This is a genomic window from Acidovorax sp. GW821-FHT09B03 (genome assembly GCF_059418305.1).
This window is the reverse complement of sequence record NZ_JBWKPP010000003.1, coordinates 252742-266372: the sequence shown is the minus strand read 5'-3', so window position 1 is coordinate 266372 and position 13631 is coordinate 252742. Positions and strand designations below refer to the sequence as shown.

The 13631-nt window shown below is 65.2% G+C and carries 13 protein-coding genes; 3 read left to right on the top strand and 10 right to left on the bottom strand.

The window, feature by feature from the left end; genetic code table 11:
- Positions 1–8 precede the first annotated feature (8 nt).
- The 3 genes from AC07PA_RS07600 (at position 9) to AC07PA_RS07590 (ending at position 3323) form a co-directional block, all read left to right on the top strand.
- Positions 9–524, top strand: coding sequence for a hypothetical protein (locus AC07PA_RS07600; RefSeq protein ID WP_494608329.1), 516 nt, complete (start codon positions 9–11; stop codon positions 522–524).
- Positions 525–904: 380 nt separating this feature from the next.
- Entirely contained in the window at positions 905–2077 is a 1173-nt protein-coding gene (locus AC07PA_RS07595) for a hypothetical protein (protein ID WP_007851946.1), read from the top strand.
- A gap of 100 nt (positions 2078–2177) precedes the next feature.
- Complete coding sequence (locus tag AC07PA_RS07590) at positions 2178–3323, top strand: hypothetical protein (RefSeq protein ID WP_494608328.1); 1146 nt, start codon at positions 2178–2180, stop codon at positions 3321–3323.
- Between the two features lie 153 nt (positions 3324–3476).
- Here the strand turns inward: AC07PA_RS07590 and AC07PA_RS07585 are convergent, their stop codons facing one another.
- The 10 genes from AC07PA_RS07585 to AC07PA_RS07540 all read right to left on the bottom strand — a co-directional run bounded on the left by AC07PA_RS07585 (position 3477) and on the right by AC07PA_RS07540 (position 13424).
- A complete protein-coding gene (locus AC07PA_RS07585; RefSeq protein ID WP_007851933.1) occupies positions 3477–4139 on the bottom strand; it encodes a hypothetical protein in 663 nt (220 codons plus the stop codon).
- Between the two features lie 449 nt (positions 4140–4588).
- Positions 4589–5725, bottom strand: coding sequence for a glycosyltransferase family 2 protein (locus AC07PA_RS07580; RefSeq protein WP_494608327.1), 1137 nt, complete (start codon positions 5723–5725; stop codon positions 4589–4591).
- Positions 5716–6900 carry a class I SAM-dependent methyltransferase gene (locus AC07PA_RS07575; protein ID WP_494608326.1) on the bottom strand — a complete coding sequence of 395 codons (1185 nt, stop codon included), beginning with the start codon at positions 6898–6900 and terminating at the stop codon, positions 5716–5718. Before AC07PA_RS07575 ends, AC07PA_RS07580 begins: the two co-directional genes overlap by 10 nt.
- Complete coding sequence (locus AC07PA_RS07570; RefSeq protein ID WP_494608325.1) at positions 6897–7640, bottom strand: hypothetical protein; 744 nt, start codon at positions 7638–7640, stop codon at positions 6897–6899. The genes AC07PA_RS07575 and AC07PA_RS07570 overlap by 4 nt, the downstream gene beginning before the upstream one ends.
- Positions 7641–7673: 33 nt before the next feature.
- Positions 7674–8621 carry a lysophospholipid acyltransferase family protein gene (locus AC07PA_RS07565; protein WP_494608324.1) on the bottom strand — a complete coding sequence of 316 codons (948 nt, stop codon included), beginning with the start codon at positions 8619–8621 and terminating at the stop codon, positions 7674–7676.
- The gene (locus tag AC07PA_RS07560) at positions 8618–9436 is read right to left on the bottom strand and encodes a class I SAM-dependent methyltransferase (RefSeq protein WP_494608323.1); all 819 of its coding nucleotides are present in this window, start codon (positions 9434–9436) and stop codon (positions 8618–8620) included. Before AC07PA_RS07560 ends, AC07PA_RS07565 begins: the two co-directional genes overlap by 4 nt.
- Positions 9437–9556: 120 nt before the next feature.
- The gene (locus AC07PA_RS07555) at positions 9557–10552 is read right to left on the bottom strand and encodes a GNAT family protein (RefSeq protein WP_007851919.1); all 996 of its coding nucleotides are present in this window, start codon (positions 10550–10552) and stop codon (positions 9557–9559) included.
- The gene (locus tag AC07PA_RS07550) at positions 10549–11862 is read right to left on the bottom strand and encodes an ABC transporter ATP-binding protein (RefSeq protein WP_494608322.1); all 1314 of its coding nucleotides are present in this window, start codon (positions 11860–11862) and stop codon (positions 10549–10551) included. Before AC07PA_RS07550 ends, AC07PA_RS07555 begins: the two co-directional genes overlap by 4 nt.
- A complete protein-coding gene (locus AC07PA_RS07545; RefSeq protein ID WP_007851915.1) occupies positions 11852–12658 on the bottom strand; it encodes an ABC transporter permease in 807 nt (268 codons plus the stop codon). Before AC07PA_RS07545 ends, AC07PA_RS07550 begins: the two co-directional genes overlap by 11 nt.
- 67 nt (positions 12659–12725) lie before the next feature.
- Positions 12726–13424 carry a Crp/Fnr family transcriptional regulator gene (locus AC07PA_RS07540; RefSeq protein WP_158279151.1) on the bottom strand — a complete coding sequence of 233 codons (699 nt, stop codon included), beginning with the start codon at positions 13422–13424 and terminating at the stop codon, positions 12726–12728.
- Between the last annotated feature and the right edge of the window lie 207 nt (positions 13425–13631).

Sequence of the window (13631 nt, the reverse complement as noted above, 5' to 3'; positions counted from 1 at the left end):
AGACACGCATGAAGAATTTTGCACAAAACATCACGCTTGCCGCTGCCATGCTTGCGGTGTTGCCATGGCTGGCCGGTTGCGCTACCTCGCAGCCGGCAGGCAGCGCGACAGCCGCGCCGAGTACGGCCTTGACCCAGTCCAAGCCGCTGAACGTCGTTTTCGAGTCTGCGGCTCTGGAGTCGAAGCTGGCGCAGATGGGCGTGCTTACCAATTTCAAGCGCTATTGGCAAGCCCATTTGGACCGCAACTGGGGCCTGCGCTACGAGCTGGAGCATGGGATCGACCCCGGCCGGACGGATGCAAAGTTCTATGCGGACTACCACGCAAAGGCCTGGACCCTGAAATCCTTCAAGGTGCATGATGTGACCCTGGATGGCAAGCATGTCATCCTCGACGTGGAGAGGGCCTTGGCCGATCCGACCGGCAAGAAGGCCGATGTCACGGTCCGCGACTCCGATATCTGGCTGGAGGTGGACGGGCAGTGGAAGCACGTCAACCTCGACTCCGTCCTGAAGTCGCGTTGATGATAGGGCCGTGGCATGGATCGCCTGCAAGGTCGGGCAGAACGCCTCCCGGGCTGTCAGGATGGTCGTGCCGCTGGCCCACTGTGTGGCGAGGGGGCAGGCCGCAGGCTTGCCGTGTCGGGCGCAGGAAAAGGACAACGGGCGCTTGTTGCAGAGCTGCAACATCCATCGCCCTAGTTGTGACACCAAACACATTTTATCTACGCCCCCCTGCTCAAACCGGGGGGCGATTGTGTAGGATGCGAATCAACAGTCCATAGAGTCCGCTTGTCTAGATTGTGTACGCGGGGCGGATTGTTGAAGTATCTGGTGTAAACTTGTAAAGCTATGAGTGTGGGCTTGCTCAGGTGCTTTTTTTAATTTTTATGGAGAAATCTGTGATGAAGAAGAAACTTCTTGCTGTAGCAATGGGCGCCATGCTCGCTGCTGGTGCTGCAAACGCTGTGACCGTGAATCACGCTGGTTTGGGTGATTTGCTGGTCGCTCCCTCGTATTTCATCGGTGGGGGATGGCAAAGTGAGTTGAAGGTTATCAACACGAGCCTGACGCAATCCGTGGTTGCCAAGGTCGTGATTCACGACAACGAGCGCTCCGAAGAACGTCTTGACTTCTTGATCTACCTGTCGCCTGGCGACGTGTGGGTCGGTACCCTGGCCAGCCAAGCTGCCGGTGCCAATGGCCAAACGACCCGCTCGGTCGTGACGTCCAGCGACGATTCGATCCTGCTGCCTAACTCCAACAACTTCGCGTCCGCTGCTACCCCAGCAGTGATCGTGAGCGGTGCTGGCGAAGGCCGTTCGCCTCTGACCAACATTGGTTACATCACGATCATCGAATCGCAAGCATTCGACATCGCTCCTAACGCTCCTGGCGTGTCCAAGGCTGCCATCAAGGCTGCATTTGACGCCGCTCCAGCTGTGGTTGCCGACACCAACACGCCTAACGTGCTGGCTGGTTTCCTGACCATCTCCAACCCGCTGAACGGCCAAAACGCTTCGCTGCCTACCCTGGCACTGGCTGACTACAACAACCGCATCAAGCAAAACATCGGTGTTGACTCCAGCTTGGGCGCTCCACGTTCGCAAGCTACGGTTGCTGACATCGAAGACGCACTGTGGAAGACCTCGTTCGTCGTGCCTTACGTTGTTGGTGGCAGCCAGTCTTCGCTGGTCTCCTTCACGTTCCCCACGAAGCTGACGTACCGTAACGTCATCAGCGGCCAGTACCCCTTCGCCACGAAGGTCGCTATCTCCGCCGACGTGTTCGACTACAGCGAAAACCGCATCACCGGCCCAGCGTTCAACATCTCGCCTCTGCCTGCCGCATCGGTCACCAGCGTGTTCGAACACGACTGGCTGGCTTTCGGCAGCCAGATCAGCGTGGGTTCGTTCACCGCTGGCTGGGCTAACGTCCGCTACGCCAACCCAACGGTTTCCGTTGGCCAAACCTCGGCTCCTTCTGTGAACCTGGGCAAGTCCGGCGGTCCTGGCATCGTTACCTACATCAACACGATTGGCCCAGAAGTCACGTGGCACTACGCTCCTTCTAACTAAGAAGTTGCGACTTTAGTAAAAAGGCCGCCGGCGAGAGCTCGCGGCCTTTTTTTTTTGGGTGGATGCAATGCGGTATCTAATTGTTATTTTTTTGGCTGCAATGGGCACATTCGCCCAGGCCGCGAATTTTGTGTCGATGCACCAGTCTGCGCACAAAATCGCCCTTCCTCCGGCACCCGGCACCTTCGTCTACCCCTTTGATACCAAGGTGGGCTTCAAGGCGCAGTACGATCCTGCGGGTGTGACAGGTTGCGCAATCGGCTTTGGCACCGGCGGCTGCGCCTTCCCTGGTGGTGGTTCCCTTTCCCTTCCCGAGTTCACTGGCTTCCAGATGCAAAGCCAGGAGTTCAAGGTCTATATCCCCGCAGGCTCCCGTTCATTCCTGTTCTCGGGCTATGCTGCCCAAGGCACCCAGTCGGCCTTCGTGCTGCGCTACGGCAAGGAGCCAACCCGCGTCGCACCCCTGAGCGCTTCCGAGTACTCGATTGCCCAGGTCAATGAGCGCATCGACACCTCGTTTGGGCGCCTGGTCAATGAAGATGTCGACCACTTCGTCGTGCACGATGGTGGCGGCACCCTGCGTTTCGTGGGCGGCCAGCTCGATGCCAACCGCAGCAGCACTGACCAAGGTAAGTGGCTCTATGTGCGCCAGCTGAGCGGCGCCGCGCTCTACGACTACCAGGGCGCCATTGACGTGGACATGCCCAAGTATGCGGCCGGTTACGCCAAGATTTCCTGGACCACCAGCCCGTTCCCGGATCCCGTGGATGCTGCATCGCCGACCACTCCGACGACGCCGACCACCCCCACGACTCCGACGACGCCGACCACCCCTACGACTCCGACGACGCCGACGACTCCCGCCCCTACGGCTGGGGCGGTTACAACCACCATGGTGTCAGCGGCCGGTCAGCCCCTCAAGCTCGACATCACCTTGGAGCAGACCAGTACCGCGGTGGCCGCCAGTGAAAAGACCAGTGTCTGGATTGCCGCGCGCATTCCTGCCAATGGCCTCTTCTTCACGACGGACGTCTGGTTCTTCCGCAAGGCCGACTCGTGGGCCCAACTGGTCTTGCCGAATCCCGAGACGGTTGCGTACTCCAGCCAGATCCCCTCAGCAACCAGCCTCAAGTTCTCGCCGTCGTTCGACTTGACGACTGATGACTTGCGTGCATTCAACGTCGAAATCTATTTCGGCTACAAGAACAGCAATGGTTCCTTCATCAGCAAAGGAAAGATCTGGTAAAGGCGCAGCCTTTCGAAGACAAAAAAAGGCCCTTCGGGGCCTTTTTCTTTGGGGGCGCGCAAATGACGGACGGGGCAGGTCGCCCAGGCCGACTAAGGCGCTGAAGTGCTGCAGGCCCCGCACAGCCCCTTGGGAGCAGCGCGCGGCATGGGTTCATGGCCTTACGGTGGGAACCTGGAAGGGGTTGGCGCCCTGGTTTTGCTGCATGTTGGCATTGTTGCGCGCTGCATTCAGTGCCTCGGAGAGGCTGTTGAACACCGTGTTGGCCGCGTTCGGTGAGTTCGCAGCCGGCGCGGGGGCCGGGGCTGCTGCTGCCTGCTGCTGGGCCACCTGGGCGGTGCCCGCACCCGGAGGGGAGGTGGGTGCAGCGGCAGCCGCCTGGGCGGCTGCCGGATCTCCGGCGGGTGCCTGCACCACGGGCGTGGCGCCTTGAACGGGCGATGGGCTCTGGGCCACAGGGGCGGGTGCCCCAGGGCCGGTCGCCCTGTCCATCTTCTTGGTGAAATAGATGCTCTGCTGTCCCCCGGGCGCGGACAGCACCACGTGGGTGGGGTGGACCTGGCTCAGGGTGAACTCGCCCAGCGCCTGCCCTTCACGGAAGGTCGAGAAAGGGCGTCCCTCCGTGGCGGCGCTGGCGAAGCGTGGCCCCAGGCGCACATTGGCCATCTTGACGCTGCCTGCAATCACCACGCCGTACAACTGCAGATCCTGGTCGGTGACCACGGCAGGTGGCGGTGGCGGTGGTGGTGGCGGCACGGGCGGCACGCGGTCCGGCCATGCCTTGCGCTGGGCATCGAAAGGGTTGGCCGCGCCCATGTAGGTGGGGGCGGGACTTGCAGCTAGCGGAGCCGCAACGGCAGGCGCAGGGGCAGCTGGGACCGCTGCCGCACGCGCCGGGCGCACCGGCACCCCGGGGGCTGTGCCCTGTGGAGCCTGCGCCCATGCCTGCCCGCTGAGGGCGATGCCTGCTGCGGCCATCGCCAGCGCCAAGGTGCATGGCGATGGCTGGCCCGCAGGGGCAGAAAGGAAACCAAGAGTAGGCATGTACTCACTCCCAAGAAATCGAAATGCCAGGCGGGCCCAGCGGAAAACAAGTGATGCTGCAGCGACCTGCCCGGCAGGGCGGATGGCGCAGGGAAGTGTTGCGCGACGACAAGGCGCAGGACAGTATTGCTGCATGTCCTCGTCCGTGGGCTGGATTTTCGCAGAGTGGCGGGTGGCCTCTGCGCTACAGGATGTGTCGTCCTGCCGCGAGCCTGTGTCACTCAGGCCAATGGGTGCGCTCCTGCCTCCTGGGGTGGACCATAGGGCGGATGGAACCTGGCCAGCACTTCGCTCCTCCCTGCGTTGCGCTCCTGGCAGCTGCTGCGCAAGCGCGCAAACACCGCGCTTTCTCCGAAATGCGCCAGCGTCTGGTAGGAGGCGAATGCCCGTGCTCCAGTTCCCAGGTGCCCGACGCCGATCTGCCGCAAGGGATCGGGGCTCAGCTCCAGCACCCAGCCCTGCTGGAGTGCTGTGGGTACTTCCAGCTCGATGCCTTCGGCCGTTCGCAGGCCCGGTTGCTCCAGGTCTCCCAACGGACCGGGCGGCACGTGCTGCAGTTGGTGTGCTTTGTGAAGCCAGCGATCCCCTGCATAGTGCTTGCCGAAATAGATGGCGGCCCCAGCTTCCATCATGCCCTGCTTGTGGGGTGCATTGCGCCAGGCGTGCACCGCCTGCGCTTCGGGCGCCATGGCAATGCCCCAGCCCTGGCGGCGCAAGCGCAGGCACAGGTCGGAGTCCTCGAAGTACATGAAGAAACGCGGGTCGAACAGGTTGCCCCCCGCGTCCAGAACACGGCGGTGCACCATGACCGCGCCGCCCGACAGCGCCCGCTGGCGCAATGGTGTGTGCCGGGCCTGCCAGGCGCGCAAGGCCTCGGCCCCCGTGGCGTGGCGGACCCGGTCCCGGATGGCGGGCTCCCTGCGGGCACGCTCCGTGGCCCATGCACGCACGGCGGTAGGCAACCAACTGGGCGGCAGGCGCCATTGCAGGGCTGCATCCAGGAACTGCCGCGGTGCGACCGCTCCCAGGCTGGCGTCACGGGCCAGCACATCCACCAATGCCGCGGTACATCCCTTGACCAGGCGCACATCGGGGTTCACCAGGAAAAAGCAGTCGGCGGACGAGGCCTGCACGGCCAGGTTGCAGCCGCGGCCAAACCCGATGTTGCCGTCAGCGCGGTGGGAGTGCACGGACGGCGGCAGCAGCGACTGCAGCAAGGCCCATTCCCTGTCGTCATCGCTGTTGTCGACCACGCGCACCTCTATGCCGGGCGCATCGGCCAGCACGGATTCCACGGCCGCCACAATTTCGGCGGCATCCCGGTAGTTCACCAGAATGGCGCAGCAGCTCAGGCCCATGGACCCTCCTGGAGGGGCGTGGCGCGCACCAGGAAGGCATAGGTATTCCAGCTTTCTGGATCCGCCTTCAAACGCGGGCTCTGGGCCCAGTGTCGGGCCCAGTCCTCGGGGGCTGGCACCTGCACGCGCTCCAGGTGCTCTACCTGGAAGCCTGCAGTCGCCAGCAAATCCTGCAGGGTCTTCCAGGTGAAGAAGCGCACATGGGTCACGCAGTGGATGCCCAGCGGGCAGTAGTCCCAGCGCCCTTCGATCAGATCGGCCACCACCCCCCAGTGGCCCACGTTGGGAATGGAGATGAGGACCGATCCACCTGGCGCCAGCAGGCTGCGGGCACGGGCCAGCCAGGCCTGTGGGTCATTGGCATGCTCCAGCACATCCAGAAAGCTGATGCAGTCGAATGCGCCGTCGCCCTGGTTCGGCAAGCCGGCAAACGGCTGGGTTAGAAAGTCGCCCTGCCACACATGGTCCACCTGGGTGCGCGCGGTGCGGCAGGCCTCCTCGGAGTACTCGGCCAGATGCGTTTCGCTGCCGCGCAATTCCTTGACCGCCTGCAGGAAGCCCCCCTCTCCGCCACCCACGTCCAGCATGCGGGCCACGCCGGCAGGCAGCAGGGGCAGCATGTCTTCGCGCCGTGCCTGGTGGTAGCTGGCGAAGTCGTGCACGAAGGCACCGGGCACCCACCGGGCGTGGCTGCGCACGGTGCCGGCATGCACGGCGGCCACGGTGGTCAGCGTCACCAGTGGTACATGCTGGCCACTGTCTGCAAGCAGCGGGAGCTCGCTGGTCCCCAGTTGCTCCAGGTAGCGCTCCATGCCGCGCACGGTGCAGTAGTCGGGGGCCAGGGCAGGCGGAAAGCCCGGGTCGAATGCGTGTACGGCCGTGGGCGTACCCTGCACACCGTCGAGCGCCCGGCCCAGCCGGTCCAGCACGTCGGGGCCCACCATGACATGGCCATGGCGCAGCAGCAGCACGCGGGCATTTTCTTCCAGCGGTGCGGCGGCCGATGCCCGCTCCAGCGCCTGGCTCCACGCCTGCGGACTGGCCGGCTCGGGCATCTCCTGCCACACCGTGGGCGCGGGCAACATGCGGTGCAACTGGTCCCAGCCGTAGCGGAATTCTTCCGACGACAGCGGGCTCGATGCGGTGGAGACGATGACCAGTGCGATGGGTGTCATGGCGCGTCCTGGTCCAGGGGCTGCGCATCTGCTGCGAGCATCGACTGCGCCAGGGCGCGCACGTCACCACGTTGGTGGATGGCCACGCAGGTGGTTGTGAGGGGGAATTGCTGTTCCCATTTGGCCTCGAACGCCGCTCCGCTGCGCGCGATGCGCTGCGCCGTGGGGCGGGACAGGGGCGGGTGCTGCGGGGTGTTGGACCAGTGTTCGCAAAACGCATCCACGGCGGCGGCCTGCAAGCCCGCCGCCTGGGCCTGCAGCACCAGGTCGGTGGCGTAGAAATCCCAACCCAGCGCCGGGTCCATGCGCAGGCCGCTGTCGCTGCGCACGGCCACCAGCAGTTCGTCCAGGCTGTCCACCAGGCAGGGCAGGGGTGCCGCGCCGCGCAGCACCTGGCCGCGGTCCAGCACGTGGCCTGCGTGAACGGCGGCTGCTCCTGCACCCACCACGCCGTAGGTTCCGACGACGGACAGGCGCCCCAGCTGCTGCTCTGCCTGTGCGATGGCCTGGGCGAACAAGCTGTCCCAGCCCCCGGGCAGCACCACATCCTGGTGCACCCACACCACCCACTCCTGTGTGGGCCGGGAGTCCATCACGGCGTTGAACGCCTGGGCTGCGGACGGGGCGTTCCAGCGCAGCACCAGCGGCTGCCGGCCGGCCGCCATGCAGGGGGACGCCAACAAGCGCTCGCGCACGATGTCGAAGCTGCTCACGGCACTGACAAACAGAAAATCAGACACGGTCAACAATCCTTGGAGCGGCACCAGCCGCCATCATGCGCCCGTGGCCTCGGCGGCCACGTAGGTGCGGTACAGGTCGGCCGCCCACCATTGCCAGGGATGGGCCAGCAGATGGCGTTCGAGTGCCGAGTAGGCCTGCTGCAAGCCGCCATTTTCGAGGGTGACGGGTTCGGTGACCTCCACTGTGAAGTGCCCTCCCGGCCCCTCCTGGCAGGTGTAGAGCGCCAGCGGCGCATGGCCCGCCCGGGCCAGAAATTGCGGGCCCGACGCCATCCGGCGCTGTGCGCCCAGAAAGTCCACGGGCTGCGACCGGTCCTGCGAGGTGGAGGGGCCATCGCAGGCGATGACCACGATCTCTCCGCGGCGCAGCGCGCTCACGAAAAAGCGCATGCTGTCCTCGAAGTGCGTCACCCGCCCGGGGGCCAGCAGCCGGTTCAGTGCCACCGCCTTGGTGGCAAAGTGCTGGCTGATGGCGGGCGGCACCATGGCATCGTCCGTGAGCTTGGTGGACATGAGGTTGACCGTGAGGCCGGCTTCGGCAAGTGCCGCCAGGCCCACGTAGAGGCTGTCGAAATGCGCCGTCATGAGCACCACGCCTTGCTGGCTGTCGCGCGCCTTGACCAGCGCTTCCAGCCCGATGATCCTGGCCTGGATGTTCTTGCGGTCCAGATGGCTCAGCCTGGCGGCCTCGACCTCCTCGCGCGACATGCATACGAAGCGCCGCAGCGTCAGCCGGCGCGGCAGCGTGCCTTCTTGGGCCTGCAGGCGCAATTGCGCCATGGCGTGCTGCGTGGCCTCGCGCACATAGCCGTGGCCCAGCGACAAGGTGCGCCAGTCCCAGTCCATCGCATAGTTGATGCAGCCGCGCAGTATCCACAGCGGGCGGGCAAGCCACCGCGGCAGCCGCGCCAGCAGGGGCAGCACCAGGCCGTAGTCCAGCCGCGCCACGCCCCGCGACAGCCAGCGCGGAAACTGCTTCAACGGCTTGGTGCCGGGGCTTCCGGCTTCTTCAACACGAAGATGTGGTACCCCATGTCACCGTCCTGGGCGAGTTCACGGTAGTTGTTCAGCACCAGGGACCAGTACTTGGAGATGCGGCTGCGGTTGCCGGGCTGGCCGGCATTGAATTCATGCACGTGGTGGTACAGCGGGCCATACACCTGCGGTCCGATGTCTTCGGTCGACACCAGTTCGAAGCCGGCATCGCGGATGAGCGCGTGGTAGGTCTTCGCGCTCTCGTAGTAGTTGCCCTGGCGAAAGCGCACACCTTCCACGCGCGAGCAGGTGATGTCGGCCACCACGGCGTAGCCCCCCGGCCGCAAGGTGCGGAAGATCTCGCCGAAGAACGAGGGCTTGTCGTCGTAGTGGAACGAGGACTCGATGCACAGCCCAAAGTCGAACGCGTTGTCCTGCAGCGGCAAGGCCATGGAATTGCCCTGCTGCGCCTGGAAGCGGTCCAGCACCCCATGGGCCTTGGCATTGGCCTGCGCAAGGGCCAGTTGGCCTTCGGCGATGTCCACACCCGTCATGCGCGCGTTCGGCAACTGTTTGAGCACGTTGATGCTGATGCCGCCGATGCCGCAGCCCACTTCCACCCCCTGGGCACCGTCCTTGGGAATGGAGGCGATGATGCGGTGCACCAGCGACTGCTGTGCCTCGTACAGGTGGTTCACGCCATCCGACCAATAGCCGAAGTTGAGCATCACGGTGGGCGCTGCGGCGGCCTTGCTGCCCAGAGCGATCCAGTAATCGCGGTTCTGTGCGTAAAAATCTGAAACTTCGTGTGCGCTGTTCATAAAATTCGGTAAAAAGGATTGGCACGGGCCCAGTGCAGGGGGCTCTTGTCCATCATCGTGGAAATCAGCGCAGGGGCCAACAGAGGGCCGATGGCTGCGCGCAGGCCTCAAGGGCCAAGCTTAGCGAAAATCCGTATCCCCTCCGGTAAGCCACCAGGGGCGTTGGAGCAGATCGCCGGTGATCGCAGGGTCGCGGGCTACCGTCACGCAGTTGGTGCATGCCAGTTGCGAACTGGCGTCCGCCAGTGCCGGCATGGCGCCCAGTCGCGCCGCCAGCGGTGCACTGAACCACCCGGTGAGCGCCGTTGCGCCGGCAGAGGCCGCCAGGGCGCGGGCAGCCACCAGCACGGTTGCGGTGTGGCGCAAGGGTGCCAGCCAGTCCACGATTTCCCAGGTGCCAGGGCCCGGTCGCAGGACCACCGCGCCCAGGATGCGCCGAGTGAGCCGGTGGCGCACCCACCAGGCCTGGTAAGGCCCGTCGGGGTGGCGGGCGAAACGGTGGCGCCACCAGTCGGCGTCGCGCCGGGGCAAGACAAAGCCTTGCGCGTCGCTGCGCAATGCCTGCCAGAGCGTGTCCAGCCGGCCTTGCGTGTGCGGGTCTGTCCAGTCCAGCGGCGCTGTTGCCCACAGGCGAAGCTTGCCGCCGTTGTGGCCGGCTGGCGGGCTGGGCCACGCGAGGGCAAGGACCTCACCCAGCGTTTCATAAAGACCCAGTGCCTTGCCGAGCCGGGCGGCGCGCTCGTTCGGGAAGCCGAAGCCGATGGCAAAGCGGGTCTGCGCGCCGATGTGCTGCTGCAAGAACGATTGGGCCGCCGTGGCAAAGGCGCCGTTGCGCGACAGCACACCCCGCGCCTGCTCCATCACCATCACGTCGCCCAGTTGCACCGCGGCGCGTTCCCTGCCGTCCCACAGCAGTGTGCGGGCCGTGCCGCCGTAGTGTGCGATCAGCTTGCCTTCGTGGTCGCGCGTGCCGGTGGCCTGGCCCCGGCCGTCCGCGTACTTCCATTGCCACAGGGCATCGCTCATGCTGGAGCCGAACACCTGGGCAAACAGGGCACGCACCTCGGGTGATTCGGCGGGGCCCAGGTTGACTGCGTACCAGGATCTTGCGTTCATGCCGCCACCTTGGCTGTCCACTGGCGGGGCAGGCTCACCAGGCCTTGCTCCAGCCCGGTCTGCACCACGCGCAGCGTGATGGCGCGCTCCACGATCTCATACGGGTGCAGGCCACGCTCGCACGCCAGGATCACCGAGATGGTGTAGTCGCCCTGCAGCAATGGCAGCTTTGGCAGTGTCAGGGTGCCGATGCCAGAGCCAACGGCGTCCCGGGACAGCTCCACGCCGTCGTTGGCGCTGCCGGCGCTGGCCACCACCGTGCCATTGGCATGGGCAATGCCGATGGCCACCGACGGGCAGGGCAGGGCCGGGTCGCTGTCGAACTGCACGCGCAACTCCAGCGTCGTGCGGCCGGAGTGGATGGCCAGCTCGCGCCCGGCCACGCCGTCGGCCAGTGCCTGGATATCGGTGATCACGGCCGTGCCGTCGGGCGCCTTGCGCACCTTGGCGCCGTGGGCCAGGGAGTCGGCCTCGAAGCTGTCTGCCATCGCATTCGTGGCGGCATCCGCATGGGCTGGTCTGGCGTCGCCCTCTCTGAGGGGTGCGTCCTCCATCACCAGCGAGGTCTCGTAGGCTGCAGTCACCTTGGGTGCTTCGTCCCACATGCGCATGCGCCCGCCCTCGAGCCAGAGCGCGCGCGAGCATAGGGCCTGCACGTGGTACATGGAGTGGGAGCAGAACAGAATGGTCGCACCCCGGTCCTTCATGTCCATGATGCGGTCGAAGGACTTGCGTGCAAAGGCGCCATCGCCGACCGAGAGCGCCTCGTCGATCACCAGGATGTCCGGGTCCACGCTGGTGGCCACGGCAAATGCCAGGCGCACGAACATGCCGCTGGAATAGGTCTTGACCGGCTGGTGGATGAACTGGCCGATGTCGGCAAACGCCAGGATGCTGTCCAGTCGCTCGTCCACCTGGGCCCGGCCCATGCCCAGGATGGCGGCGTTCATGTACACATTCTCGAGCCCGCTGAAATCGGGGCTGAAACCGGCGCCCAGTTCCAGCAGCGCGGCCACCCGCCCGCGCACTGCCAACGTGCCGTGCGTGGGGGTGAGCGTGCCGCACACCATCTGCAGCAGCGTGGACTTGCCGGCGCCGTTGCGGCCCACCAGACCCACCACTTCGCCGCGGCGGATATCGAAGCTCACATCCTGCAGTGCCCAGAAATCCCGGCTGTACTGCTTGTAACGGCCCCACAGGAGCTGCTTGAGGCGGTCGCTGGGCTGTGAGAACAGTGAAAACCGCTTGCCCACGCCGCGGGCTTCGATGGCCAGGGTCTGGAGGGTGTCTGCAGGGCTATCAAACGACATCGGAAAACCCCGTGCGAACCTTGTGGAAGAAGGCTGCGCCTGCCGCTGCCACGGCAGTGCAGGCGGCCAACAACACGGCCAGGGCCTGCCAGTCGGGCCAACGGCCATTGAGCAGCACCTCGCGCGTGCCCGTCATCACCCAGGCCAGCGGGTTGAGCAGCAGCCAGGGGCGCACCGCCTCGGGCAGGGCCTCCACCGGAAAGAAGATCGGACTCAGGAACATCAATGCAGCGACCACCATGCCCAGCAGCTGCGCCACGTCACGTACATAAGTGCCCACTCCGGCCAGGAACCAACCCAGGCCGAGCACCAGCGGCAGCAGCGGCAGCCAGACCAGGGGCAATGCCAGGGCGGTGATGGTCAGTCCATGGCCGCTCAACACCGCCATGCCCACCAGCAGCAGCGCTGACACCGCCAAACCCACGCAGGCGCTGGCCGCGTTCACCCAGGGCATGATCTCCAGCGGAAAGACGACCTTCTTGACCAGGTGGGGCTGCTCCAGCACCAGGTTGGGCGAGCGGTTCACGCACTCCGCGAAGAAGCCGAACACGGCCAGGCCCGCATAGATGCGCAGCGCAAAGGCCAGATTGCCTTCGTCCACGCCACCATGCCAGCGCACACGCATGACGTGGCGGAACACCAGCGTGTAGACCCCCAGCATCAGCAACGGCGTGAGCACCACCCACACCATGCCCAGCCACGACTGCCGGTAGCGAGCATGCACTTCGCGGCGCGCCAGTTGCAGCACCAGGGACAGATGGCGCCAGGGCCACAGATAAGACAGAAGGAATCTCAAGGCAATAACCGTAAAACGAGGGAGAGCGCCAGCGGCGATCCGGTGGGGGCGCCCATGGCAGGAGGTGTCAGGCTTTGGGAGGGTCCGCGCGTCCTTCTGCAATATCGCGCATGAGCTCAGGCTGCATCAGCTTGAGGATGTTGCCTTCCCGTACCAGCACCTTGTGCAGGAACAGCACCTGGAACGCCCGTGTAACCGTCTCCCGGCTGGCGTTGATCATGATGGCCAACTCCTGGTGGGTGGGGGCCTGTGCGACCTCGGCCACCCCGTCGACCGGGCGCTGCGGCAATTGTAAAAGCAATACGCAAAGCCGCTGAAAGGGGTTGGGAAGGCTCAGCAGCGTGCGCTGCGCCATCACCGTGCGCACCCGCTGCGCCAGCCGGGTCATCACGGCCTGTGCCAGCGCCGGGTGCCCCAGGATCAGCTCGCGTGCTGCGGCACCGTCGAGAAATGCCACCGTGGATTTCACCGCGGCAATGACGAATTCCGAGGGCGGCTTGCCATCCACCAGGGCCAGCTCGCCGAAATAGTCCCCCGGATCCACGAAATACATGCCTACGCTGCGGCCGTCCACCGTGAAATCGACCCCCTGCAGCCGTCCTTCCACCAGAAAACCCAGCTCCTGGGTCGGGTTTTCCTTGCCCATCACCATGGCCCGGCGGGCAAAAGAACGCAGCGCCATGCGTGCCGACAGTGGTTCCAGGGCTTCGCGCGCCAACGGCTGCAGCAAAGGGAACTGGCTCAACAACTGAACGGAAACGGGCATAGATAGGGAAAAACGCGGCTTGAGCCGATAATACGAAGCCGCTGAAACGGCGCCCAACGGGCGCCAGGAGATGCAGATCCAGGGTTGGATCGTGCCATGCACCCATGGGATGTTTGCCGGGCTGCGCCGAGCAGCGCATTGCGGCATTACACCACTGGCAACGCTCCCAGCATATTGCCAGTGCTGCGGCAAGTGGTGTGTGACCGT

Bases quoted from the DNA above. Each gene is read 5' to 3' on its own strand.
- AC07PA_RS07585 (WP_007851933.1), bottom strand. From the start codon at position 4,139: ATGGGCGCGGCCAACCCTTTCGATGCCCAGCGCAAGGCATGGCCGGAC.
- AC07PA_RS07595 (WP_007851946.1), top strand. From the start codon at position 905: ATGAAGAAGAAACTTCTTGCTGTAGCAATGGGCGCCATGCTCGCTGCT.
- AC07PA_RS07600 (WP_494608329.1), top strand. From the start codon at position 9: ATGAAGAATTTTGCACAAAACATCACGCTTGCCGCTGCCATGCTTGCG.
- AC07PA_RS07550 (WP_494608322.1), bottom strand. From the start codon at position 11,862: ATGTCGTTTGATAGCCCTGCAGACACCCTCCAGACCCTGGCCATCGAA.
- AC07PA_RS07590 (WP_494608328.1), top strand. From the start codon at position 2,178: ATGGGCACATTCGCCCAGGCCGCGAATTTTGTGTCGATGCACCAGTCT.
- AC07PA_RS07560 (WP_494608323.1), bottom strand. From the start codon at position 9,436: ATGAACAGCGCACACGAAGTTTCAGATTTTTACGCACAGAACCGCGAT.
- AC07PA_RS07575 (WP_494608326.1), bottom strand. From the start codon at position 6,900: ATGACACCCATCGCACTGGTCATCGTCTCCACCGCATCGAGCCCGCTG.
- AC07PA_RS07540 (WP_158279151.1), bottom strand. From the start codon at position 13,424: ATGCCCGTTTCCGTTCAGTTGTTGAGCCAGTTCCCTTTGCTGCAGCCG.
- AC07PA_RS07555 (WP_007851919.1), bottom strand. From the start codon at position 10,552: ATGAACGCAAGATCCTGGTACGCAGTCAACCTGGGCCCCGCCGAATCA.
- AC07PA_RS07580 (WP_494608327.1), bottom strand. From the start codon at position 5,725: ATGGGCCTGAGCTGCTGCGCCATTCTGGTGAACTACCGGGATGCCGCC.